A 23,612-nucleotide genomic window follows, 5' to 3' on the forward strand; every position below is an offset into this window, starting at 1 on the left:
TTTGCAAGTAGCCTACAGATAATGGAGGACTATTATGAAATTAGATATTGAAGCAATTAAATCCAGAATTTCTGCCCATCTCATGGCGGAATCAGCTTGCAGCCCGGATCGATGTCAGCCACGTGATTTTTGGCTGGCTCTTTCAAGAACTGTAATGGAAATGCTGGCTCCGAACTGGGAAAAAACAGATATTGCTTATTCAGGTGTAAGACAGGCTCATTATCTTTCCGCAGAATTTTTGGTGGGAAGATCACTTGTTAATAATCTGGTAAATCTAGATCTGTATGATGCTGTTAAAGATGCAGTAAGTTCTTTTGGTTTTGATTTAAAATCGCTGGAAGAAGAGGAAATAGACCCAGGTCTAGGTAATGGTGGTCTGGGCAGGCTTGCAGCCTGTTTTCTTGATTCATGTGCTACCGCTGATTATCCTGTAACTGGCTATGGTATTTTGTATCGATATGGCTTGTTTCGTCAGGAATTTGAGAATGGTTTTCAGAAAGAGTTTCCTGATGCCTGGATGGAAAGAGGATACCCTTTTATGATTAGAAGGGAAAAGGATAAAGTTAAGGTTCATTATCAGGATATGGATGTATATGCTGTTCCTTTTGATATGCCGGTTACGGGCTTTGGTACCGATAATGTAAATACACTGAGATTGTGGAGAGCTGAACCTGCAGAGGAATTTGACTTTAATCTTTTTAATTCTCAAAGATTTGACGATGCCGTTATTTCCCGTAATCGAGTAAATGATATATACAGGGTTTTATATCCCAATGATACCTCATATGATGGAAAGGTCTTACGTGTAAGACAACAATATTTCTTTGTTTCTGCCTCTTTACAGAATATTCTAAAAAAACATAATGAAATATATAAAGGTGATTTTTCTAATCTTGATAAAATGCATAGCATTCAGTTAAATGACACACATCCTGTTATTGCCATTCCTGAATTGATGCGGTTGCTGACAGCTGAATATGATATGGATTGGGATACTGCCTGGTCTATTACCAAAAAAGTATTTGCATATACTAATCATACTATTTTAGCAGAGGCTTTGGAAAAATGGGATATAGGTATATTCCAATACCTTTTCCCTTGGATACTTGATATTATTTATAAAATTGATGCTCTTTTCAGACAAGATGCCCATTCCTTCGGATTACATGCAGATAAAATAAATTATCTTGCACCTGTAGGTGATGGGAAAATACATATGGCATGGCTTGCAGTGTATGGCTGTTACTCTGTAAATGGTGTTGCCGCTATGCACACAGATATCTTAAAAAGAGAAACGCTAAATGATTTTTATAAAATATGGCCGGAAAAATTCAGTAATAAAACAAATGGTGTAACACCAAGACGCTGGTTGAGGATGTGTAATCCAGAACTTGCCGAACTGCTTACAGAAGTTTCAGGCAATGACTCATGGGTAACAGATTTATCTGAACTGGAAAAAATAGAGCATATGAGAAATGATGACTCAGTAATGCGAAAATTGATTGCCATAAAGAAAAAGAACAAGGTTGAACTGGCCGATTATATTGAGAAAACAGAACATATCACTATAGACCCAGGATCAATATATGATGTGCAAATAAAACGTCTGCATGAATACAAACGTCAACTTCTTAACGCCTTTGAAATTCTGGATCAATATTTTACACTAAAAGAGAACCCTGATGCCGATATTGTGCCAACTACATATTTATTTGGTGCCAAAGCTGCTCCTGGATATTTCCGTGCTAAAGCAATTATTAAATTTATAAATGAAATTGCACGAATGGTTAATCATGACCCTGTTGTAAGTCAGAAGATCAAAGTAGTTTTTATGCATAATTATAATGTTTCGAGAGCTGAGAGAATATTTCCGGCTTCTGATGTATCTGAGCAAATCTCAACTGTAGGAATGGAAGCTTCCGGAACAGGCAATATGAAGTTTATGATGAACGGTGCACTGACTTTAGGGACATGTGACGGAGCTAATGTTGAAATAGCGGAGGCTGTAGGAGATAGCAACTGTTATGTTTTTGGCTGTAAGGTTGAAGACTTCCCTTCTACAAAGCAGTATTACAATGCTCGTTGGCAGTATGAAAACATTTCTGGTTTGAAGCGTTGTGTAGATACTCTTGTTGACGGTACATTCGATGATGGTCACACAGGCATGTTTCAGGATATATATAACGGCTTGTTGCAGGGTTCGAGTTGGCAGCCTGCTGATCCTTTTTATGTGCTTGGTGATTTTGATGATTACCGCAGAGTTCGCAGACAGGTTCAGAAGGATTATAAAAATGAACTGGAATGGGCTCGCAAATGCTGGTCTAATATAACTCTTAGCGGTCGTTTCAGCTCAGATAGAACTATTGCTGAATATGCGGGGGAAATTTGGCAGATCGATTCTTGTAAAATTTGACAAAATGCTATTATAAAGATAACATTTTGTCATAATATTGGTGTTTTGTATAATTTTTGATAATTTAAGGGAATTTACCTTAATGAAGTACCTGACATCGGAGGGGTAGCCGCTTGACGCGAAAATTTACTTTAACAAGATTAACCAGGCTGATCTTAGTGATCGGCCTGGTTTGGTTTGTTTTTTTCTCTTTATCTGCTTGTGAAAAAAGTTTTATGTCTGTCGGCAGTGGTGCAAAGGCAGAACCGGAAATTATGTCCTTGCAATTGTGGCACTATTACTCTGGTGATCAGCAAGTACAGTTTGAACGGCTTGTGAAGACATATAATGAGACTGTAGGCAAGGACAATTATGTTGTCATTAATGCTTTTTCCAAGGGATCAATAAAAGAACTTGCCGATTCGCTTGATAATATTGGCTCTTTGGATAGTAATGATTTGCCGGATATATCTTCTTTATATGGTGATATGGCATATAAGCTTCTAATGAGTTCTGGTCTGACTGATATCAGCAGGTTTCTTACAATAACTGATCTGGAAAGATACCCGTCTGAATTTTTGGCCGAAGGTTATATAGGATCGGATAAGTCCCTCTATATTCTACCATGGGCAAAAGCCACTGATGTACTTGTGATCAACCGTGATATATGGCGAGAGTTTGCAATTTCTGCCGGATACGAAGCTGATCCCGCATCTTGTCTGCGAAGCTGGGAAAATATTGTATCTGTAGCAGATGAATATAATAGATGGAGTAAGGGTGAAGCCTTTATAGGTTTTGATTCTTTGGCTAATTATGTTCTTGTTGGTTCGGAACAACTTGGGCAAGGTTTGATAAATAAAAAACACAAAGAATATAAAGTTAGTTTAGACCGTGAAGTTTTAAGACTGTTATGGGATATTTATTACCCTAATATGGTTCTTGGGAATTTTGGTGCGTATGGGCGCTTCCGAACAGATGATCTGAAATCCGGTAAATTGGCTGCGGCGGTTATTTCTTCATCCGGAGGAATATATTTACCTGATAGTGTTATTTCCGAACAAGGAGAGGCCGTCGATATAACATTTGAGGTGCTGCCATATCCTGTTTTTGAAGGCGGCAAATCTATAAGTGTTCTGCAAGGAGCTGGTTTTGGTATTTTAACTATGCAAGGGGACAGGCAAGCTGCTGCTGCTGCTTTTTTGCTTTGGCTGACACGCCCAGAACAAAATATTGATGCGGCACTATCTTCAGGTTATCTGCCTGTTACTAATGATGCAATTAACAGCCAGCTATTGCGGGACTACCTTGACCTAGATAATTTGGGTTATGATCTTGGGAGTAATTCCGTCAAATCACTAAATCAATCACTAAACCAAATTCAAAGTTATACCTTGTACTCATATCCTGCTTTTGAAAACAGTTTTGAGATTCGCAGGATAATTGAGACAAGCTTGCTTGAGCATGCTGAAAATGCTAGACTCGATTATATAGAAGGTCTTGAAAATGGTCGTAGTGCTGATGATCTGATGAAGCAATTGATGGGGTCAACAGCATTTGAATCATGGTATGTTGATTTATCGATCAGAATAATGAAAATTGGCTAGCTTGAGGTGGAGAATAAAATGCCAGACTTTTTGCTGTCAATAAGGATCAGAATAATCATTCCTATGCTCTTGATCATTTTTCTGACAGGAGCTTTTATTGCGCTTAGTTTTAGTAATTCAGAAACACTTCAAAGTCTAGACCGCCAATTTAAGAATATGCTTAGTAATCAGCTTCAGAGCAGAAGAGATGATATTGACAAACAGCTTGATTCTGTCATGAATCAAGCAGACAGAGCGGTTCCTCAAATTCGTGAAGAGGCGATGGTTTTATTCAGCGAGATGGAAATATCCGAAAATGGTACATATATTATTGATCAGCATCAGGCGGAAATACTCAACAATCTGGCTGGTTCAATTATTCTGGATCTGGCACAGTTAAGAGGAGTAAACGGAGCATATATTGTCTGGAATGCAAGCCCTGTGCATAATTCTCAAACTAAAGAGGGGCTGCATATTAAAGATTTTGAGCCTGATCTAATTTCTCCGGATAAAAACGATCTGCAGTTAATATATGGCTCTGCTTTATGGGCCGGATCGGAAAATATTGCTTTGGCTTCTGACTGGTCAAGGTTCTGGGGACTACGTTATGGTGATTATGTAGATAGTCCTGCCTTTAATATTAACAAGGTTAATGAACGCATAGAAACAATAATTATGCAGGCAAACAGAAGTGGTAATTTTTCTCGGTTGCCTGTTAACTATTCTTTCTGGACAGAAAAGTCTAAAAATACAATTTCTGATACAGAAGATAATGAATTAAAGATGGTTTATACTTTGCCATTGTTAGATAATGAAGGCAAAGTTTTTGCCCTTATTGGTATAGAAGTAAGTCCTGAATTGCTTCTTGAGCAACTACCGGATATAGATCCCGGCTTTGGTAGCGGATCTTTTTTTATAGGACGTTTAATAGATCATGATTTGCTGCTTTTGAATTATACTTTGGCAAAACCGACTATACAGCAGATAATAAGTCCAGCTTTTGCTGATAATAATGATATCATCGAAGCAAATCTGATTCCTGTAGATGATGGCACACGCAATTTCTACAATCTGGATATTGATGTAGAGAATATTGAAAAATATATTGTGACATTACAGCCGATACACAGTTTATCAGGCAATAATAATTTTGACCGCAGTAATCAATGGATTATTGCAGAAATGGCTCTTGAATCGGAACTTGCACGGCCTTCAACGGAAATATTCGATCGGTTGATTTTTGTTATTTTTATTGCTCTTTGTCTTGCTTTGCTAGCTGCCTTGATTATTGGAACAACATTAACAAAGCCAGTTGTTCTTCTTGCTTCAAAAATGAAAGGCCAGGGATCAGAATTATCTGATAATGCAATAAAACTGCCTAGGTTTAAGATCAAAGAAATTGATCTGCTATCAGGAGCTATTGAACAGATGAATCAGAACCTTATTGAAGCAAGTTTCAAAACTGCTGCGATTATAGACTTGGTTGATTTGCCGATTGCTAGTTTTGAAGAGCAACCCGAAAAGGATATTGTAATTATATCTTCTGCCATGGCAGATTTATTGGATCTTGAAATAAGGTCTGATTTGCATACTAGTATTGCGCTCTCTACCTGGAATTCTCTGATGAACCTGCTTTTATCAAAACCTGAAAAAGATTTTGATAGTGTGTATAGGTGGCAGAAAAGTCCGGATCATCAGGTAAAATGGCTTCGTTTACGTCAGGCCAAAAATCAGGGACGTGTTTCAGGTATAATAATGGAAGTAAGTGAAGAAGTCCTGAATAACCGCCGCTTGATCATGGAAAGAGATTATGATGATTTAACAAGACTGTTGAATAGAGCTGCTTTTACCAGACGTGTAAATGAGCTGATAAGAAATAATAATCAAAAATATGGGTTGATGATTTTTATAGATTTAGATAATCTGAAAAAAATCAATGATAATTACGGGCATCAATTTGGTGATCAATACCTGCAGATGGCTGCTGATTTTATTAGTAAATTCAGAAAAGAAAAAGGTTTGACTTCCAGATTTTCCGGTGATGAATTTGCTGTTTTTCTTGGTTTGTGTGATAGTCGCGAAGAGATTATTGATCAATGTAATTCTGTACTGTCATTAATACATGAAGAAGTATTATATTTGCCTGATCAGAAAAGTGTGACACTTCAAATGTCAATGGGTGCCGCCTGGTATCCGGATGATTCAAGTTTACTTTCTGATTTGATAGAATATGCAGATTTCGCTATGTATCAACGTAAAAGAAGCGGTAAAGATGGACTGACATGGTTTAACAGACAGGAATATACTTTTAATCAGCTTAAATTGCAGCAAAAAGCAGATCTTGATGAAATTATTGCAAATAATCTGCTTGAATATGCAGCACAGCCTGTAATCAGTGCAAAAACAGCAGAGATTATTGCATATGATCTGATGATAAGGCCTTTGCATGAGCGAATAAATCTGCCTCTTGATTTAATAAGAATTGCAATTGAACATCAAAAATTATCTCAAATTGAAGCTTTAATGATAAAAAATGCATCAAAATGGTATCAGGAAAATATTTCTGATAATAAAAAGAAAAACCTAAAGATTTTTTTGCATCTTTTCGAGGGTTATAGCTGCAGACTCGCAGTTGAGGCAAATGTTGATTCTGTGAACAAATCTGCTAAGCTGCAAGGCGAGTATACTGCTGATTCTGAACCAGCCAAGATTGATGAAAGACTTGTAGGTGGTTTATCTTTTGATCGAAATGCGGGATTTGAGGACGTGTTTTTTCCCAATCTGGTAGGCCGCATAATATTTGTTGTGGATTCGTCGGATATTGTTAATTCACAAATATATAAATGTTGTTGCAAACGCTGCCGCAAATATAAAGGTAAGCTTGCCCTGTCTGGCTTTGATAGCCTTGAACTGAACAGACATCTGTTTGCAGATAGTAAACCGACCTACATAAGACTTAATATTTCTTTAGTGCGTGATATAGAAAGTGATCCACATAGACAAAAATTAGTAGAAACAATGATTGAATACTGTAAAAAAAGATCAATAAAAACTATTGCTGAAGGTATTTCCACTGCAGGTGAGCTGGAAACTATGATAACTCTCGGTATAGATTATATTCAAGGATACTATATAGGGCGTCCTGCCATAAAATCTGCAGAAATAAAAGACGAAATCAAAGAACAGATTAAACTTATCAACAAGAATAATAATCAGATTGATTTTGGATAGCTAATATCAATTATTGTTATTTCTGGTCTGGAAAATAATCTTATAGGCATGAGCACACAACCAAGACCACGATTGATATAGCCCTTTTTTCCGGAAAAATCTCTTTCACCTCGATACCAGCCTTGAGAAGCCATTGCTTCTCGACGGAACATTTTAAACTCCAGTTTGAAAGGTGCCCAAATTTGGCCTCCATGGAAATGTCCACACAGAAAATACTGCCAGGGTTTGTTTTTTAATAGCAAAATAGTATCAGGATTATGTGCTATTACAATATGTTTTTCCTCTGGAATGACTGGTGAAAAAGCGCTGTTTTTTTCGCTTCGCAAAATTTCTTCGCTTGGAATTTCCGGGAAAAAAGGATCGCCATATTTTAGATCATCAAGACCTGTAAGACGCCATTTGCTGCCATCTCTGCCGGAAACCAAAGTTGTTTTATTTACCAGCAGCTCACAGATATTACTGCTGTCAGATATAATTTCTCTAATTTGGTCATTGTCATGGTTACCAGGTACTGCCAGAAAAGGTATTTCTATTTTTTCAGCTGTCTGACAAATATTCCGAAGCCAGTTCTGAACTCTGATGAAATGTTTTTGTTTATAGGAGGCTGTCCAATCACCGGCAAAAAGTATCAGATCAGGTCTGGCAGTTTCTATTTCGGCACATAATTTAGCAGGTTTGACAAAGTTATATTCTGCATGAATATCACTAATAAGAGCTATTCTGATATTTTCTCCAGCCTGAGTATTTTTGTTTTTCCAGTTAACAAATTCTGTTTTTAAAATATGAGGTTCAATCAAACCAATAATTAGCAGAATTACTCCTGCCCCTAGAATTATATAAAGAAAAAATTTAATTATTATAATTATCAAGCTTGTACACTCATTTCGTATGTTATAATGGCGTCAGTTATTTGGCAATTATACAATAGCTTTTAAAAAAAATGAATCGTTATTAATTTTACCAGATCGGGCAACCCGATAGAATGGAGGTTTATATGGCTAAGGAATTTAAATACGAGGTAATCAAAACTTTTGGCGAATTAAGCGCTGGCAGATCAGGATGGAGCCGAGAGGTGAATCTTGTGAGCTGGAATGATGGACAACCTAAACTTGATATTAGAGACTGGGCTCCAGAACATGAAAAAATGGGTAAGGGTATATCTTTAACCAATGAAGAAGTGGCAGTTTTGAAAGAAATACTTGATGAAATTGATCTTGATGAAATTTAAACATTGATCTGCAGATACTATTAAGTGAAACATATTAAAAAATTATTAAACCCCGATTTCTGATTTTCTTCAGTAATCGGGGCTTTTTACTTCTTTTATAATTAATTAAAAAGTTTCAGGATTCTATTTGACTATTATATTCCTTAGAGAAAATCTCTACGCAACTGACCGGCATCAAGTGGTGATAAAGCAGCAAAAGGAATATCCAAGACACTGATTGCACCCCTTTTGCCTTCGGCAGCAAGTCTGTAGACTGCTCTGGCATAAGCTACAAGAACACTGGCAGTGAACTCAGGATTGCTGTCAAGCTCAAGTGAAAATTGTATTACCTGATTATTTTCTTCCGATGTTTCCCCGTTTCTGATTACAAAACCACCATGCGGTAAGCCGTTATGCTTGGACTTTAATTCCTGCATACTGATAAAGTTAACCGTTGTATTGTAATCTGAAAAGTAATTTGGCATCTCTATGATGCTTTTTTCAATAGCAGCTTTATCTGCACCATCCTCTACAACCACAAAACAATCACGACGATGTTTTTGCCTGGTTGTAAGATCTGGTTTTGACTCACTTTTAGCTGCTTTAATAGCATCATCATATGGTACAGTATATTGTCTTGCATCGATAACGCCGTCGATTCTGCGAATAGCATCAGAATGCCCCTGACTAACGCCTTTGCCCCAGAAAGTATAATCTTTGCCCTCTGGGAGAATGCTGTTAAAAAGCACTCTTGACAAGGAGAACAGGCCTGGATCCCAACCACATGATATAAGCGAAAGATTATCTCCTTCCAGAGCTTTAAGATTTACTTCTTCATAGTATTCAGGAATTTTTGCATGTGTGTCAAAACTGTCAACTGTATTGAACAATGCAGCCATTTCAGGCCCTTGCACAGGTAAATCTGTAGCTGAACCACCACATAAAATCATAATATCAATCTTATCTTGCCACTTTACCGCATCTGTCATTGAAGCAACAGGTGCAGATGATTCAATTTTCAGAGTTTGAGGATCACGACGTGTAAGCACCACTTCAAGAGACATGTCCTTATTTTTTGTTATTGCTTTTTCAACACCTTTTCCCAAGTTTCCATAACCTGCTAAACCAATTTTAATCATTTAATCACTCCTGTAAAAAAATTTATGATCTGCTGCTTATCAGCAAAGATTCCCTCAATCAGACTGAAATGACAGTGATGATCATATAAAAATCAAATACGCAATACATATTATCATAAATAGCAATAGATATGCAGTGGTAAATGATACATTATGCAGGAAAAGAATACAGATCATTCATTTGCAAGTATAAGCTGCAATTTAGAATACAAGTTTCTTTTCTGTAGATCTTTGTTAAACAAAGTTGTAAACCTATCAGCTGATAAGGTAGAATATATCGGATACAGATTATCGAAGTGTCGGAGGTATACCATGAAAAGTCAGACCAGAACCGTTGTGATGATGGTCGTAATACTATTGCTGTGGCGTTTTATATATGCAACTCCTTTTTTGTATTTTGCAGACATGATTTCCGATGGACTGAACATGCTCTTTCAGATTACCGGTTTGCCTTTGGCCGTAACCGTGCTTTTAAAATACTCGATTATGGGGGGCTTGACCTGTTTATTCCTTTTTTTAGGGCGGAAAAAATTCAGACTTTATCTGGCAGGGTTTTTTTCTTTGGCAGTATTGATACATCATCTTATTATCTGCATCAAAAATAATCAGTTGTATGATGTATCTTTGCCAATTGCTGCTGTTTTGGCACTTGCACTCTTATTTTTGCTAATTAAGAACAAAACCCCTGGTCTTTTTTTATCAGATGCTTTTATAGTTGCCTTACCAGTCTGGCTTCTTTATGACAGCTTTCTGTTTTTGCTTTTTTCCTGGTCGGATTTTACTGCAAAAATATTAAATGTATTTTTTGCCGGTTATAAATATCAAGATATCATGCATCTTGATTCTTTTCTCAATATTCCTTGGCAGGTATGGGTTATTTTCCCTTCCGTTTGTGCAATTTTGCCTATAGTTTTTTTAAGTAAAAACAGAGCCAAATAAAAACTTAACAAATCAAATATTAATATGAAAAAGAGGCAGTATTATGTCGGAAACAGAGAATATAAAAAAACAGATATTATCTTTACGCAAAGAAATAGAAGAACATAACCGTCGATATTATGATGAAGATAATCCTACTGTTTCTGATCAGGAATATGATCAGATGATGCAGCGCTTGCGCTGGCTTGAAACAAGCTGGCCGGAGTTTAGTGATATTGATTCGCCTACAAAAAAAGTTGGTGGCAGAGCTGGGAAAAATCTGCCTCCTGTAGCTCATAGGTTTCCGATGCTTAGTTTACAGGATGTATTTGATAAGAAAGATATAGAAAATTTTGTAACAAGAATCAAAAGAGATGTTAATGATCCGGTTTTTGTTGTTGAGCGGAAAATTGATGGATTATCAGTCGCTCTGCGCTACGAAAACGGTCGCCTTGTTCTTGGGATGACAAGAGGTGATGGTATCTCTACCGGAGAAGATATTACAGCGAATTTGAGAATGATTGAAGATGTCCCTGTGATGTTGACCGAACCTATATCTGATCTGGAAGTGAGAGGCGAGGTCTACATGCCTGTTTCAACTTTTGAAGAGGTAAACGCCAGACAGGAAACAATAGGTGGCAAAATTTTTGCAAATCCAAGAAATTGTGCGGCAGGAACACTAAGGCAACTGGATAGTGAAATTGTTAAATCAAGAGGGTTAAGGCTTTTTGTGTTTAATGTTCAGTATTGCAGTGATCCTTATCCTCAAACACATTCTGAAAGCTTAGACTGGCTTGAAAGACTAGGGTTTAAGGTGAGTCCTGGATTTTTTGTTTGCAAAAACACAGAAGAAGTTATCTCCGCTGTTGAAAATATAGGTAAAGAAAGATTTGCTTTGGAATATGGCATAGATGGTGCTGTTATTAAATTAGACCAAATAGCTGAACGTGAAAGGCTTGGAACCACCAGTAAGGTTCCTCGATGGGCAGTCGCCTACAAATATCCTCCCGAGCAAAAAGAGACCCAGGTAAAAGACATTATTGTTCAGGTGGGCAGAACCGGGAAAATAACACCAATGGCAATTCTGGAACCTGTTCTGCTTGCTGGTACCACTGTCGGCCGTGCGACTTTACATAATCAGGATTATATCAATCAACTAGGATTAGCTAAAGGTGATACTGTTCTCGTGCAAAAAGCTGGAGATATAATTCCCGCTGTTCTTTCCGTGAGAAAAGATTTAAAAAAAGAAGGGGTTGAAAACTTTAAGCTTCCTACTCATTGTCCTGCTTGTGGAACTCTTGCAGAGCAAGATGGTGCAGATCTTCGCTGTGTTGGTGCAGACTGCCCGGCTCAGCTGACGAGACATCTGATATATTTTGCTTCCAAAGATGCAATGGATATAGAAGGTATGGGTCCTGCTACGGTCGAAGCCCTTATGTCTGCCGGTTTGATCAAAAGTCTTGCTGATATCTTTGTTTTATCCGATCACAGGGAGTATTTGTTGGAACAAAAAATCATTGGACGTGAAAAAAGCGTCAATAATTTACTTTCAGCGATTGAGCAGGCAAAAACTAAACCTCTTGATCGTCTTATTACCGGTTTTGGCATTAGGAATATTGGCAGGCAGGCTGCACGTGTTCTTGCCAAATCGTATCCTGATTTGCGTAAATTGGCAAAAGCCCAACCTGAAGACCTTGTATTATTAGAAGATATAGGATTGATTAGCGCAAATTCTGTTTGTAATTTTTTCAGGCAAGAGCAAACAGTATCTTTACTAAGTAAACTTGAAGCTGCAGGTGTAAAAATTAATCAAGAGAATTCTTACAATACAGAAAATACTGATTCACAATACTTAGCAGGAAAATCTTTTGTTCTAACAGGTACTTTGCCTCAATTGACAAGATCAGAAGCTCGTGAACTGATTGAAAAGGCAGGTGGAAAAGTTACAGGTGCTATTTCAAAAAAGACAGATTATTTAGTTGCAGGAGAAGCAGCAGGAAGCAAGCTTGAAAAAGCAAAAAGCATAGGAATAAAGATAATTGACGAAGCTGGACTGAAGCATTTATTAGATATTACAGGAAAGACTGCTTTAGGAGAAAAGGAGAAATAATGATCAAGGAAGAAAACATAAAAACATTGGAAAAAGCAGAATATAGTGATTTTATTTCCATAGAGGATATAGAACCTGATAGAATTGCCAAGAATAAGAATATAATGGCTAGATTGGGGCAGGTTCGCTGTTGGCTTCTGGATATGGATGGAACAGTTTCTCTTGAAGATGATGCTTTGCCAGGTTCAAAAAATTTCTTTGAAACAATAAAAAATCAGGAATTTATTTTTTTAACCAATAATTCTTCAAGACATGCTGATTATTATGTCCAAAGAATGCAAAAATTAGGCTTCAATGTCGGTCGCAGGCAAATGCTTACATCAGTAGATGCTTTGATCATTTATCTGCGGGAGAAAATATCTTCTTCAGGAAGTTTATATGCTGTGGGTACGCCTGACTTTGAACTTTCTCTAAAAGAAGCAGGATTCAATCTGGTTGATAAAAAAGCACAGCCTGTAGATTATGTTGTTGTCGGCTTTGATACAACTCTTACCTATCAGAAAATCGACACTGCCTGTGATTATATACGTTCTGGTGTTCCCTGGGCAGGAGCTAATCCTGATCTGGTATGCCCGTTGGCAAATGATAAGGTATTACCTGACTGTGGGTCAATTATAGCAATGCTTGAGGCTTGCACATCAATAAAACCACAAATTGTGATTGGTAAACCTGAAACAGCGATGGTGGATATGGTACTAAAGGATAGAGGTTTTGCCAGAAATGAACTGGCAATGGTGGGAGATCGTTTGTACACAGACCTGGAAATAGCAAGAAGAGCAGATATTCTTGGAATAGCCGTACTGTCTGGAGAAACCAGTTTAGATGAAATAAACGAATCCACACAAAAACCCGATATCATTATAAAAGATATCGGGCAGTTAGCATCTTTGATTCAAAAAGTAAACAAATAGAGAGGTTTATAAAACCTTGCGAAGATATTCCATCCACTTATCCTTGGTCTCATTGCTTATCGCATGCTCCATTTTGCAAGCCTCATTTTCAGCTGTTTCTTCATCAATGTGAAGCACATCGGTTAAAAATCTTTTGAGCATATTATGCCTTTGCATAATTTCTCTTGCTCGGTTTTTACCCTCTGTTGTCATCTTAATAAGCCCATAATGATCGTGATCTATAAGACCTGCTTGCTTCAGAATTCCGATAGCTTTACTAACACTTGCTTTTGACACCTGAAGGTGATCTGCAATATCAACAGATCTTACACACCCTTCATCGTCAGCTAAAAGTAATATAGCTTCCAGATAATCTTCGCTGGCAGGACTGAGCACAACAGACGACATTTTGTACACCTCAAATCTTAATTTTTATTATTTCTCACGATATTTATTCTATCACATATATTTTTTTCTGTCCTTGTTTACATTGGTTTTTTCATGCTTGTTATATGTGTTACATTAATTATCGCTGTAAAAATTTTATTACAATAAAATATGGCAAAAAAACAAAAAAAAAGCAGCCTCTGGCTTGCCCACAAAACATTTATGAAAATTTATAAACAAAATGCCGCTCCAGACTCAGCCTTAACTGGCTGGCTGGCAAAGCAAATTATGTCTTTTTAGAAAAGACTGCAACTTTCTGTGATCATCTTCATGCTCACAAGTGAAAGTAAAAGGTATAGTTTGAGCAGCATTAAGGATAGTTGCAAACCCTACCAGTGCTGACAGCATACTATCGGCAACAAGCCTGTCTCCTTCCTGTGTAAGGAATACTATTTTACCTTTACTTTGATTAATAAGATCCGTAAACTCTTTTATCATATCAATATTTCCTATCATTTTGTTCTCCTTTCCTAGTGTATGGCTAATTCTACATGAAAATCGACTCCTGGTCGATGTACTTAATGTTTGATTTTTGTTAAATTTTTATGGCATTAATAGTATACTTTGTTTGCAAAAACTGTCATTTGTATGTGGTATAATCAACATCAGACAGTTTTTTTAGTTATTTTATCTTGTATATAAAATAAATCTTAAAACTCTTGCTTAATAAACTCTGTGGGAATTATACAATAAAGGAGGCACAGACATCAGGTGTTATATTATTTTTATAGTCTTATTTTATGTCTGATTATTTCTTTTTGTTTATTCCTTCTGATTATTTATAGAATCAAGGTAAATAATACTTATAAGAATAGACATGCAATAAGTTTTTTGTTACCAGTTTTGCTTTCTTTTGTTTTCATCTTTTTTTGTATCAAGCTAACAATACCAAGAATAATGGATCTTGTTTATGTTGCTACCGGCAGATTTGAGGTTGAAGAAATAGAATTTGCACAAAATGATATTGAAAAAAACATTGTCCGGATTGATGATGCTGATTTTTACTATAATCCTTTTGCTTTAATGCCGGAAACAAATATTTTGTACAGAATAGAATATACTCCTCGAAGTAGATTTGTAATATCTCTTGAACCGGTAACAACTGAACCAAATGATATTGTAAGTAATTAATAATTGTTTATATTTTGATTGACAGGTAGAGTTATATGAAAACAAAGAAAATTATACTATCAAATCCATCTGGTCTTCATGCCAGACCTGCAAGTAAATTTTGTGCTATAGCCAAAAAGCATCAAAGCAAAGTTTTACTAATAACGGATGATAATCAAACAATAGATGCCGACAGAATACTTGATGTAATGGCAGCAAATTTTAAATATGGGGACTGTTTGGAAATACAATGTTCAGGTTCCGATGAAGAAAATACACTGAAGTCTTTATGTGACTTTATCGAATCACTTACCGAATAGTGTTTAATCTTTATCATATGTTAATTAAGAACTATAGAAAAAAGCAAAAATTTCAAAATAATCTATGGGAAGCCATGTTTAGGTGTGTAAAAATAGCTGTGTCATGCAATATGATTGCGGAGGTGGCTATTTTGAATTTATACAATCATAATAAATCTGATAATGATAGTTTTATAAATACTAAAAGAAACGCACAGGAAAAGCTAGGTTTTTATATTGCGGCTTCTGATCAGGAACTGCTGCAACGTGTAACCAGTATAGTTGACAGATTTGGTTCGGTAGGACTTATGGATACCGCCGGCAGGGTTCAATACCTGATTGACGGACGCAAAGGTTCACCTTATGCTGCAAGACGCATCAGTGAAGTTGCAGACAAACTCATTTGCAGAGAAGCAGATAGTATTAATTATCAGCTTCATTTGATACATTCTTCCGTTGACGAAATACTTAAAACTGTTATGATTAAACCTCGTTTGAAGGGTTATCATTATCTAAGATATATGCTGCAGCAGACTGCCGCCAATCCATCATTGCTAAGACCTGTAAGTAAAACCCTGTATCCTGAAACTGCTGCTGATTTCAAGGTTAAACCAGCTCAGGTTGAACGTGATATTCGTTATGCTCTTAAAACTTGTTGTGATAAGCCATTGTCAACATATTCAAACACTACGGCAATTTGCTATCTACATGATCTTACAATTGCACATATGAGAGAAATCGAAAGAAATAAAAGACCCGATCCTGTCTGAAAATTTTCAGAACACAATCAGGTCTCTTATATTACCTTAACAAGATGTAACCAAATTAATTGTTAACCTTGTCTTTCAAACCTTTACCAGCTTTGAAAACAGGTGCTTTTGATGCAGGAATTTTGATCTCTTCTTTTGTGCTAGGATTACGTCCTTTACGAGCTGCGCGTCTGCGAACCTCAAAAGTACCAAAACCTACGAGAACAACTTTTTCCTCATTTGCCAGTGCATTGGTAATAGAATCAAGCACAGCAGAGATTGCGCTTTCACAATCCTTCTTGCTCAATTTAGTTTCCTTTGCAACTGCATCGATCAAATCAGTTTTATTCATGGATAAGAGCCTCCTTTGGGAGATATTTCTTGCCATATTATCATACGAATCATTGACTAGTGTCAAGTATCTATACAAGAAAATTACCTGAAATCAGGATATTTATGATCTTTTTTACCCAAAAGAACAAATTTGACAGATTGTAGCAAGAGATTAATTTAATTTTGTCGATATGTGTAACCAATGCTAAAATTAAATTTGAAATAATTACAATGGTTGTTTATGCTGATTTAATAATGTAAAATGTCATGGAATAAAAAATTTAGCAGTGACTGCTTTTAGGATCGGTAACTGTATTGAGAGAACTGGTGCTGTATGGTACAGGGAGGAAATTTACATGATAGTTACAAAAGATATGATTATTTCGGAAGTGCTCAACCTTGATCAGGGAACAACTCCTATTTTTTTCAAAAATGGACTTCACTGTCTTGGATGCGTTATGGCATCTGGAGAAACAGTTGAAGAAGCATGCATGGTACATGGAATAGATTGTGACAGTTTGATCGCAGAGCTTAATGAGTTTTTAAAAAGTAAAGAAGAAGAGAAAGCATAATAGTTTTTTCTAATCAGATACACATGAACAGTTAATAATTAGTCAAAGACAGATGACAATTTGCGTAAAAACTCTGAAGAATTATATTTTTCAGAGTTTTTGCTTTCCTTTATTCATTTTTTTCTGATGTTTTTTTGTTGTGCTTGTTTTTTTTGATTTGCTTCTGTTTAAGGAATCAGTGTCTCTTTTTTCTGAAAGAAGGATAAAATATCCTCCATCAGATATTATTTTGACCCCACCGAAAACTGAAATCATCTTATTTTTATACCAATCAAGCCTTTTGACGACCATAACCATTTGTCCATGTATTTTTAATAGCCTGAAGCCTTTTTCGATAAATCTCTTAGCCACGCTAAAGTCGGTATGATATGGTGGATTGCTAAGTATCAAATCGAAAGAACCAGCCTGTTCCGGTAAGAGTATTTCCATACCGTCCGAATGGAAGATATTTGATATGTTCAGATTGTTGAGTTTTGCATTGTTTTGACTTGCTTCTACGGCTGAAGGATTATTATCAATCATCCAAATATTTTCTGAACCGCAATGATAAGCAGCATATAATCCTACCAGACCGTAACCGCAGCCAATATCAAGAACTTTCATGTTTTTTACAAAATTGATCTGATTAAGCATTGCAAGAGTGCCAGGATCAAAAAAATTCGGGGAAAATAAATCTGTTTTTGTTTCAAAGACAAGACTTACATTTTCATCAGAAAAAATGAGTTTGTTCATAATATCACCTGCCTATGCTAAAATGATAACCAAAAGAAGAATTTCTTTACAACAAAAATTGTATTATGCCTGTATATATTAAGCTTATGGGGAAAATTTGTAAATTGAGGATTTTAGATGCAGTACAAAAGGATGGATAGTTTGATACACAAAAATATTTCAAAGAAATCTTATTTCAAGGTGCGTTTATCTGCAACGATATTTATTGCGTGCGCAATTCTTTTTGTTTTTGCAGGCTGCAGCTGGCAAAAAGAACAAGATTCAAATTATCCGACTAAAAGTGCTGATGGAAAAACAGATATGGAAAGTATATCTTCTGAGACTGAAATAACAGAAAATGGATCTGAAGACGATATCTCAAAGGATGAAAATGTAATAGATAATTCAAACAATAATTTTTCGGAAAATAACCAATCAGACGAAAACTCCGGAGCTGATATTTCAGAAGATATAAAATGGTATGAAGACAGCAGTTGGGTCTTTGTTGATAATAGCTGGCTTAACATTAGAAGCGGTCCTTCTACCGATTATCCCATAATAACAGAGGTTTATTATGGAGACGCATTGGAGAGAATTGCAGTTAGCCGTCAGTGGTCTGAGATAATTTTACCAGATGGAAATCGAGGTTTTGCTTATAATTCATATTTATCATTAGTCCCTCTTTCTGATTAATTTCTTTCGCAATCAGTTGAATAAAGTGCTTGCTATTAAATAATAATTATTAAAGTTTTTCTCTATATGGTCGATATAACATTAGGGAAGGTTTATTTAGCAGTTCTTTTAACTGATAAGTTTATTGTTCAGAAAGAGTACTGACGAAAATCAGCATAGGGGGATACGGCACAATGTCTGGTATAACGCGCAAAAGATTATTTCAGGGTTTTATTTGCTTGCATGTACTTAATAAGGCAAATCAGGAGCCGTTTTATGGCAGTTGGCTGATTGATGAATTGTCTGCTCTTGGATATAAGCTAAGCCCTGGAACTGTATATCCTATTTTGCATAATCTTGAACAAGAAGGTTTACTTAACCACTTTTTTGAAAATGTTGAAGGAAAAGTTAGGAAGTACTATAGGATTACTGATGAGGGACGCATAGAGCTGCGTAGGGCACGCAGATATATGCTTGAATTATCAGATAATATTGATCATGACCCCATTGAGATGTCTCGTCCTGGTTGATTGAAACCGTTTTTATGTTAATTATCGTTTTCGGGTGTCTTACAGAATTTAAGAGGAGTTGTTCCTGTTATTTGTCTGAATGCTCTTGTGAAATGAGCTTGATCACTGAATGCCAGCATAATTGCAACATCAGCAATTGGTTTATTATAGAATCTAAGAAGTTTGCAGGCTGTTTCGATTTTTACCTTTTGAATGTAATAAGATATTGATTCTCCTGTCTTTTCCTTAAAATGTCTTGACAGATAACCGGGATTATGACCTGTATACCTTGAAAGATCTTCAAGGGTTATTTTGCTGTAAACTCTTCTTTGTATATAGTGCTGGCATAATCTAACCGGTTGTGTCCAGGCTGCCTGCAATTGTTCTTTTACCTGAAGGCATAATTCTGAAAAAAGACTGCTGATCCAGTTAAATACTTCAATTGCTGTTTGGCAATTTTCGATATTATATAACCAGTCTGATAAAATTCCGTTTGCCGAATCACTATCCAAAGCAGCTTCAATTGCACCTGATACAGCTCTTTGTGCCAAAAGAAGAGAATTATTTTTAGATGAACGTAGTTGTTTGTTGGAAATATTTTCATATTGATTATTCAATAAAGTTAGTGAAGCTTTTAATTTATCCTGATCACCAGTTTTTATTGCAAGTATACATTGCTCCTGACAATCTTCTGCAGGCAAAGAAAATGCTTTCTTACCGATTAATTTACTATTTCTTAAATCTTTGTGAACCATGGTTTCTACTTGTTTGCGACTGCTATCAATCCAGTCAATTGATTTAGCCTTTTCATTATGTAAATTGAGGCAGACAATATCTGACAAGAGCTGCAAAGCCCCTTCTGCATGATCAGGGCGAGCAGGACCTATTAGCAAAAGATCCTGAGACCAAACTGTTGGCTTCATTGATATAGCAGACCAGAAACGATCATTGCCAGTAGAAAATATAACAGGACCAGGTGCCTGTGGCTTGATAAAAGAAGGGTTTCGACTCCTTAATTGTTTAAAAAACCATTTGCGTAAATTTAATATTGCATTTTTTGCATGAGCATTTAGTGGAGAAATACTCCTGAAAATAATATTTCCGTTGCGATCAAATAAAGTAACCGGTATGCCGGTTAGAATAGAAACATCTTTACAAACCGATTCCAACAGATCGAGCTTTTTTCTGCTATTTCTGGTTAAAATACAATCCGCTTGTTTTGAGCTGATATCATTTGAACTTGATTCCGAATTTATATTCACAAAATACCTCCGCAAATATTGACCATTAGATGTATTTTAGCTGAAAAATATATCTAATGACAATGCCCGTCTAATTATTACTCAAAGATAAATAAGTTTTTTTAAAAGGGTTATTTGTTTGCTATGCACAAATAAAAAGTTGTTTTGTGGTTATTATCATGGTATTTGAATAAAAAGAGAAAAAGTATTGAAAAATGATATTGATGTGGTTATGATGAAGTCATAAAAATGATGAAACGTTTCCAGTAACGTTTCCAGGAAGCGACACCAAAATTCAGGAGGTTAAAAAAATGAAAAAGAAGTTATTATCTCTAGGCATGATTGCCATTATGTCAATTTCTATTTTAGCAGGCTGTGCTGGTGGTGATAGCACCACTACAACTACAACAGCTTCAGGCAATGGTGCTGAAACTACCACTGCAGCTCCGGAAGAAACCACTTCTGGCAGCGGCGGCTCAGTTTATTATTTGAATTTCAAACCTGAGCAGGATGCACAATGGCAGGAACTGGCTGATTTTTATACTGAACAAACTGGTGTGGAAGTTAAGGTTATTACAGCTGCTTCAGGTCAGTATGAAACAACTCTGATGAGTGAAATGGGTAAGAGTGAGGCACCAACACTTTTCCAGGTAAACGGACCTGTGGGACTTGCAAACTGGAAAGATTATTGTTATGACCTTACTGGTTCAGATGTTGCAGGTGAATTAAGTGATTCTGCTTTTGCTCTTATGGATGGAACATCCATGGCTGGTATAGCTTATGTTATAGAGACCTATGGCATAATCTATAACAAAGATTTATTACAGCAAGCTGGATATTCTCAAGATGACATTACTAATTTTGCTACTCTTAAATCTGTAGTAGAAGATATTACTGCAAGAAGTGATGAATTAGGATTTGCCGCGTTTACATCTGCCGGCATGGATGGATCTTCTGACTGGCGTTTTAAAACACATCTGGCTAATTTGCCAATTTATTACGAATACAAAGCTGATGGTATAAGTGATACTGATGCAATAAAAGGAACCTATCTTGACAATTATAGAGCAATCTGGGATCTTTACATTAATAATTCAACCGTAGCACCTACCTTGCTTAGTGCAAAAACGGGGGATGATGCTACTGCTGAATTTGTATCTGAGCAAGCTGTTTTCTATCAGAATGGAACATGGGCATATGGAGATATAGCTGTGCTTGGTGACGATACTTTGGGAATGCTGCCAATATATATTGGTGCTGAGGGAGAAGAGAATCAAGGATTATGCACAGGCACAGAGAATTACTGGTGTGTTAACAAGGATGCTTCTGAAGAAGACATTAAGGCAACTCTGGATTTTATATACTGGTGTGTAAGTTCTGATGTTGGTATCAAGGCTCTTTGTGGCGGAGAAGGAGCAATGCCTTCCGGAGATGCAGGTATGGGTTTTGTTATACCATTCAAAGGCAATCTTGAATCTTCAAATGCTTTGATTAATGTTGCTTCAGAATATGTTGCCGCAGGCAAGGAGTCAGTACAGTGGAATTTTTCTACCATGCCTTCGGAAAACTGGAAAAATGGAGTTGGTTCAGCACTTACTGCCTATGCTGCTGACCAGAACGATGCAAATTGGGATGTTGTTGTGAATGCTTTTGTTGATGGCTGGGCTACAGAAAAAGCTGCTGCTGCTTCTTAAAACTCTCTTAAATAGAGGATTTATGATGTGGGTAGGCGGTGATTCGTTTACCCACATTACTGTTAAAGATATATACTGGATTAGTATTGGGAGGGGCTTTTTATGGAACGATCAATTAAACGTTATTTCCCTGTTTTTGTTTTACCGACTTTGGCAGCATTTTTAATCGGTTTTATCTGGCCCTTTCTGCAAGGTATTTATCTTTCTTTTACTGAATTCAGAACTGTAAAAGATTCTGAATTTGTGGGTTTGAAAAATTATATCAGAGCGATTCAGGATCCGGAATTTGTAAATGCTTTTTTATTTACTGCAGTTTTTACAGTAGTAACAGTTGTACTAATCAATGTTCTTGCCTTTGCAGTAGCCCTGGCATTTACACAAAGTTTTAAGGGTATAAATATTTTCCGTACAGTATTTTTCCTGCCAAATTTAATTGGTGGTATAGTTCTAGGTTATATCTGGCAGTTGATATTTAACGGTATACTGGCTCATTTTGATCTTACTTTGAAAATCAGTACCACCTTTGGTTTTTGGGGGCTGGTTATTTTGATTTGCTGGCAGCAAATAGGCTATATGATGATAATTTATATTGCCGGGCTGCAGGCAATTCCAGGAGATTTTGCTGAGGCAGCTCAGATTGATGGTGCCAATTCCTGGCAGCGGATGCGTCATGTAATAATACCTAATATAATGCCGGCAATTACAATATGCACTTTCCTTACTGTGACAAATGGATTTAAACTGTTTGATCAGAATTTATCACTGACTGCCGGTGAACCCATGAAGTCTACAGAAATGCTTGCACTGAATATTTTTAATACATTTTATGGGCGAGTAGGCTGGCAAGGTGTAGGTCAGGCAAAAGCTGTTCTGTTTTTTATTCTGGTGGTAAGTATAGGACTTGTTCAGCTTAAATTAACACGTTCAAAGGAGGTGCAGCAGTAATGAAAAAACGCAAATTTATTAATCCTTTAGCCACACTTATATTTTCTATCATTTGCATTTTTTATGCATCACCTCTTTTCATTGTTTTGGCAAATTCTTTTAAAAATAGAACAAATATAAGCCTTACTCCCTTTCAGTTGCCAAATCATGAAACTTTCATAGGTCTGGAAAATTATTTAACAGCAATAAATCAGTATAAATTTATTGCTGCAGTAGGCTGGACTTTGATTATGACAGTCGGATCTGTACTTGTTATATTGCTTTGTACATCAATGTTTGCCTGGTACATAACCCGGGTGCAAAACAAATTAACTTCTTTCCTTTATCTGCTTTGCGTTTTTTCTATGGTTGTACCTTTTCAGATGGTTATGTTCACACTTTCCAGAACAGCAGACAGTTTGAAACTAAACACACCATGGGGTCTGATTATTATCTATCTGGGATTTGGTGCCGGTCTGGCTGTTTTTATGTTTTGTGGGTTTGTTAAATCAATTCCTCTGGAAATAGAAGATGCGGCAATGATTGACGGGAGTACACCATTGAGAACTTTTTTCTCGGTTGTACTACCAATCATGAAACCCACATATATTTCGGTAGGCATCCTTGAAACTATGTGGATATGGAATGATTTTCTGTTGCCATATCTGACATTAGATCGCAATAAATATAGTACAATATCCATGGTTATTCAGAATATGCAAGGATCATACGGTCGTGTTGATATGGGAGCAATTATGGCTTGTCTTGTCATGGCAGTGATTCCAGTGGTAGTATTTTACCTGAGCAGTCAGAAACATATAATCAAGGGTGTAGCTGCCGGAGCGGTAAAGGGTTGAGCGACAGTTTTTTTGAAAGGCGGA

Annotated in this window: 23 protein-coding genes; 16 read left to right on the forward strand and 7 right to left on the reverse strand. The window is 36.5% G+C overall.

Annotated elements, in window-relative coordinates:
* Positions 1 to 34: 34 nt before the first annotated feature.
* The 3 genes from AC0KSB_RS15580 (at position 35) to AC0KSB_RS15590 (ending at position 7,206) form a co-directional block, all read left to right on the forward strand.
* The gene (locus AC0KSB_RS15580; RefSeq protein ID WP_472310815.1) at positions 35 to 2,413 is read left to right on the forward strand and encodes a glycogen/starch/alpha-glucan phosphorylase; all 2,379 of its coding nucleotides are present in this window, start codon (positions 35 to 37) and stop codon (positions 2,411 to 2,413) included.
* 113 nt (positions 2,414 to 2,526) lie between these two features.
* Positions 2,527 to 3,996: an extracellular solute-binding protein gene (locus tag AC0KSB_RS15585; RefSeq protein WP_472310817.1), complete on the forward strand. Its 1,470-nt coding sequence runs from the start codon at positions 2,527 to 2,529 to the stop codon at positions 3,994 to 3,996.
* 18 nt (positions 3,997 to 4,014) lie between these two features.
* Positions 4,015 to 7,206: a diguanylate cyclase domain-containing protein gene (locus AC0KSB_RS15590; RefSeq protein ID WP_472310819.1), complete on the forward strand. Its 3,192-nt coding sequence runs from the start codon at positions 4,015 to 4,017 to the stop codon at positions 7,204 to 7,206.
* Here AC0KSB_RS15590 and AC0KSB_RS15595 read toward each other — a convergent pair.
* Positions 7,188 to 8,075 carry a metallophosphoesterase gene (locus AC0KSB_RS15595; RefSeq protein WP_472310821.1) on the reverse strand — a complete coding sequence of 296 codons (888 nt, stop codon included), beginning with the start codon at positions 8,073 to 8,075 and terminating at the stop codon, positions 7,188 to 7,190. The genes AC0KSB_RS15590 and AC0KSB_RS15595 overlap by 19 nt on opposite strands.
* Before the next feature lie 125 nt (positions 8,076 to 8,200).
* Here AC0KSB_RS15595 and AC0KSB_RS15600 point away from each other — a divergent pair, with 125 nt between their 5' ends.
* Positions 8,201 to 8,434, forward strand: a complete 234-nt coding sequence (locus tag AC0KSB_RS15600; protein WP_472310823.1) for a YdbC family protein — start codon at positions 8,201 to 8,203, stop codon at positions 8,432 to 8,434.
* A gap of 143 nt (positions 8,435 to 8,577) precedes the next feature.
* On the opposite strand, the gene AC0KSB_RS15605 is transcribed toward AC0KSB_RS15600, so the two are convergent.
* The gene (locus AC0KSB_RS15605) at positions 8,578 to 9,552 is read right to left on the reverse strand and encodes a diaminopimelate dehydrogenase (RefSeq protein WP_472310825.1); all 975 of its coding nucleotides are present in this window, start codon (positions 9,550 to 9,552) and stop codon (positions 8,578 to 8,580) included.
* A 312-nt stretch (positions 9,553 to 9,864) separates the two neighbouring features.
* Here AC0KSB_RS15605 and AC0KSB_RS15610 point away from each other — a divergent pair, with 312 nt between their 5' ends.
* Genes AC0KSB_RS15610 through AC0KSB_RS15620 form a run of 3 tightly spaced genes read left to right on the forward strand, consistent with a single transcriptional unit; the run spans position 9,865 to position 13,491 of the window.
* Positions 9,865 to 10,491, forward strand: coding sequence for a hypothetical protein (locus AC0KSB_RS15610; RefSeq protein WP_472310827.1), 627 nt, complete (start codon positions 9,865 to 9,867; stop codon positions 10,489 to 10,491).
* Positions 10,492 to 10,534: 43 nt separating this feature from the next.
* Positions 10,535 to 12,580, forward strand: coding sequence for an NAD-dependent DNA ligase LigA (ligA, locus tag AC0KSB_RS15615; RefSeq protein WP_472310829.1), 2,046 nt, complete (start codon positions 10,535 to 10,537; stop codon positions 12,578 to 12,580).
* Complete coding sequence (locus tag AC0KSB_RS15620; protein ID WP_472310831.1) at positions 12,580 to 13,491, forward strand: HAD-IIA family hydrolase; 912 nt, start codon at positions 12,580 to 12,582, stop codon at positions 13,489 to 13,491. The genes ligA and AC0KSB_RS15620 overlap by 1 nt, the downstream gene beginning before the upstream one ends.
* Before the next feature lie 6 nt (positions 13,492 to 13,497).
* Here the strand turns inward: AC0KSB_RS15620 and AC0KSB_RS15625 are convergent, their stop codons facing one another.
* Positions 13,498 to 13,878, reverse strand: coding sequence for a metal-dependent transcriptional regulator (locus tag AC0KSB_RS15625; RefSeq protein ID WP_472310833.1), 381 nt, complete (start codon positions 13,876 to 13,878; stop codon positions 13,498 to 13,500).
* A 240-nt stretch (positions 13,879 to 14,118) separates the two neighbouring features.
* On the reverse strand, positions 14,119 to 14,373 hold the full coding sequence (locus AC0KSB_RS15630; RefSeq protein WP_472310835.1) for a hypothetical protein: 255 nt from the start codon (positions 14,371 to 14,373) through the stop codon (positions 14,119 to 14,121).
* A gap of 255 nt (positions 14,374 to 14,628) precedes the next feature.
* Between AC0KSB_RS15630 and AC0KSB_RS15635 the strand changes: the two genes are divergently transcribed.
* From AC0KSB_RS15635 to AC0KSB_RS15645, 3 genes are all read left to right on the forward strand, one after another.
* Positions 14,629 to 15,048 (forward strand): hypothetical protein, encoded by a 420-nt coding sequence (locus AC0KSB_RS15635; protein WP_472310837.1) that lies wholly within the window; start codon positions 14,629 to 14,631, stop codon positions 15,046 to 15,048.
* Between the two features lie 35 nt (positions 15,049 to 15,083).
* Entirely contained in the window at positions 15,084 to 15,347 is a 264-nt protein-coding gene (locus AC0KSB_RS15640) for an HPr family phosphocarrier protein (protein WP_472310839.1), read from the forward strand.
* Between the two features lie 131 nt (positions 15,348 to 15,478).
* Positions 15,479 to 16,096 carry a sporulation initiation factor Spo0A C-terminal domain-containing protein gene (locus AC0KSB_RS15645; protein ID WP_472310841.1) on the forward strand — a complete coding sequence of 206 codons (618 nt, stop codon included), beginning with the start codon at positions 15,479 to 15,481 and terminating at the stop codon, positions 16,094 to 16,096.
* Between the two features lie 55 nt (positions 16,097 to 16,151).
* On the opposite strand, the gene AC0KSB_RS15650 is transcribed toward AC0KSB_RS15645, so the two are convergent.
* Positions 16,152 to 16,427: an HU family DNA-binding protein gene (locus AC0KSB_RS15650; protein WP_472310843.1), complete on the reverse strand. Its 276-nt coding sequence runs from the start codon at positions 16,425 to 16,427 to the stop codon at positions 16,152 to 16,154.
* 337 nt (positions 16,428 to 16,764) lie between these two features.
* Between AC0KSB_RS15650 and AC0KSB_RS15655 the strand changes: the two genes are divergently transcribed.
* Entirely contained in the window at positions 16,765 to 16,980 is a 216-nt protein-coding gene (locus AC0KSB_RS15655; RefSeq protein WP_472310845.1) for a DUF1858 domain-containing protein, read from the forward strand.
* A 90-nt stretch (positions 16,981 to 17,070) separates the two neighbouring features.
* Here the strand turns inward: AC0KSB_RS15655 and AC0KSB_RS15660 are convergent, their stop codons facing one another.
* Entirely contained in the window at positions 17,071 to 17,712 is a 642-nt protein-coding gene (locus AC0KSB_RS15660; protein WP_472310847.1) for a class I SAM-dependent methyltransferase, read from the reverse strand.
* Positions 17,713 to 17,829: 117 nt separating this feature from the next.
* On the opposite strand from AC0KSB_RS15660, the gene AC0KSB_RS15665 reads away from it, so the two are divergent.
* The gene (locus AC0KSB_RS15665) at positions 17,830 to 18,384 is read left to right on the forward strand and encodes an SH3 domain-containing protein (protein WP_472310849.1); all 555 of its coding nucleotides are present in this window, start codon (positions 17,830 to 17,832) and stop codon (positions 18,382 to 18,384) included.
* Between the two features lie 173 nt (positions 18,385 to 18,557).
* On the forward strand, positions 18,558 to 18,893 hold the full coding sequence (locus AC0KSB_RS15670) for a PadR family transcriptional regulator (RefSeq protein ID WP_472310851.1): 336 nt from the start codon (positions 18,558 to 18,560) through the stop codon (positions 18,891 to 18,893).
* Between the two features lie 17 nt (positions 18,894 to 18,910).
* On the opposite strand, the gene AC0KSB_RS15675 is transcribed toward AC0KSB_RS15670, so the two are convergent.
* Complete coding sequence (locus AC0KSB_RS15675; protein WP_472310853.1) at positions 18,911 to 20,134, reverse strand: helix-turn-helix domain-containing protein; 1,224 nt, start codon at positions 20,132 to 20,134, stop codon at positions 18,911 to 18,913.
* A 290-nt stretch (positions 20,135 to 20,424) separates the two neighbouring features.
* Between AC0KSB_RS15675 and AC0KSB_RS15680 the strand changes: the two genes are divergently transcribed.
* The 3 genes from AC0KSB_RS15680 to AC0KSB_RS15690 all read left to right on the forward strand — a co-directional run bounded on the left by AC0KSB_RS15680 (position 20,425) and on the right by AC0KSB_RS15690 (position 23,588).
* On the forward strand, positions 20,425 to 21,807 hold the full coding sequence (locus AC0KSB_RS15680) for an ABC transporter substrate-binding protein (protein ID WP_472310855.1): 1,383 nt from the start codon (positions 20,425 to 20,427) through the stop codon (positions 21,805 to 21,807).
* 102 nt (positions 21,808 to 21,909) lie between these two features.
* The gene (locus AC0KSB_RS15685) at positions 21,910 to 22,752 is read left to right on the forward strand and encodes a carbohydrate ABC transporter permease (protein ID WP_472310857.1); all 843 of its coding nucleotides are present in this window, start codon (positions 21,910 to 21,912) and stop codon (positions 22,750 to 22,752) included.
* Entirely contained in the window at positions 22,752 to 23,588 is an 837-nt protein-coding gene (locus tag AC0KSB_RS15690; protein ID WP_472310859.1) for a carbohydrate ABC transporter permease, read from the forward strand. Before AC0KSB_RS15685 ends, AC0KSB_RS15690 begins: the two co-directional genes overlap by 1 nt.
* Positions 23,589 to 23,612 lie beyond the last annotated feature (24 nt).

It is taken from the genome of Ercella succinigenes (genome assembly GCF_900002895.1).

Excerpts from the sequence above, each read along its gene's own strand:
- AC0KSB_RS15580 (WP_472310815.1), top strand. The coding sequence starts at position 35 with ATGAAATTAGATATTGAAGCAATTAAATCCAGAATTTCTGCCCATCTC.
- AC0KSB_RS15590 (WP_472310819.1), top strand. The coding sequence starts at position 4,015 with ATGCCAGACTTTTTGCTGTCAATAAGGATCAGAATAATCATTCCTATG.
- AC0KSB_RS15600 (WP_472310823.1), top strand. The coding sequence starts at position 8,201 with ATGGCTAAGGAATTTAAATACGAGGTAATCAAAACTTTTGGCGAATTA.
- AC0KSB_RS15605 (WP_472310825.1), bottom strand. The coding sequence starts at position 9,552 with ATGATTAAAATTGGTTTAGCAGGTTATGGAAACTTGGGAAAAGGTGTT.
- AC0KSB_RS15610 (WP_472310827.1), top strand. The coding sequence starts at position 9,865 with ATGAAAAGTCAGACCAGAACCGTTGTGATGATGGTCGTAATACTATTG.
- ligA (WP_472310829.1), top strand. The coding sequence starts at position 10,535 with ATGTCGGAAACAGAGAATATAAAAAAACAGATATTATCTTTACGCAAA.
- AC0KSB_RS15620 (WP_472310831.1), top strand. The coding sequence starts at position 12,580 with ATGATCAAGGAAGAAAACATAAAAACATTGGAAAAAGCAGAATATAGT.
- AC0KSB_RS15625 (WP_472310833.1), bottom strand. The coding sequence starts at position 13,878 with ATGTCGTCTGTTGTGCTCAGTCCTGCCAGCGAAGATTATCTGGAAGCT.
- AC0KSB_RS15630 (WP_472310835.1), bottom strand. The coding sequence starts at position 14,373 with ATGATAGGAAATATTGATATGATAAAAGAGTTTACGGATCTTATTAAT.
- AC0KSB_RS15640 (WP_472310839.1), top strand. The coding sequence starts at position 15,084 with ATGAAAACAAAGAAAATTATACTATCAAATCCATCTGGTCTTCATGCC.
- AC0KSB_RS15650 (WP_472310843.1), bottom strand. The coding sequence starts at position 16,427 with ATGAATAAAACTGATTTGATCGATGCAGTTGCAAAGGAAACTAAATTG.
- AC0KSB_RS15655 (WP_472310845.1), top strand. The coding sequence starts at position 16,765 with ATGATAGTTACAAAAGATATGATTATTTCGGAAGTGCTCAACCTTGAT.
- AC0KSB_RS15660 (WP_472310847.1), bottom strand. The coding sequence starts at position 17,712 with ATGAACAAACTCATTTTTTCTGATGAAAATGTAAGTCTTGTCTTTGAA.
- AC0KSB_RS15665 (WP_472310849.1), top strand. The coding sequence starts at position 17,830 with ATGCAGTACAAAAGGATGGATAGTTTGATACACAAAAATATTTCAAAG.
- AC0KSB_RS15670 (WP_472310851.1), top strand. The coding sequence starts at position 18,558 with ATGTCTGGTATAACGCGCAAAAGATTATTTCAGGGTTTTATTTGCTTG.
- AC0KSB_RS15680 (WP_472310855.1), top strand. The coding sequence starts at position 20,425 with ATGAAAAAGAAGTTATTATCTCTAGGCATGATTGCCATTATGTCAATT.
- AC0KSB_RS15685 (WP_472310857.1), top strand. The coding sequence starts at position 21,910 with ATGGAACGATCAATTAAACGTTATTTCCCTGTTTTTGTTTTACCGACT.
- AC0KSB_RS15690 (WP_472310859.1), top strand. The coding sequence starts at position 22,752 with ATGAAAAAACGCAAATTTATTAATCCTTTAGCCACACTTATATTTTCT.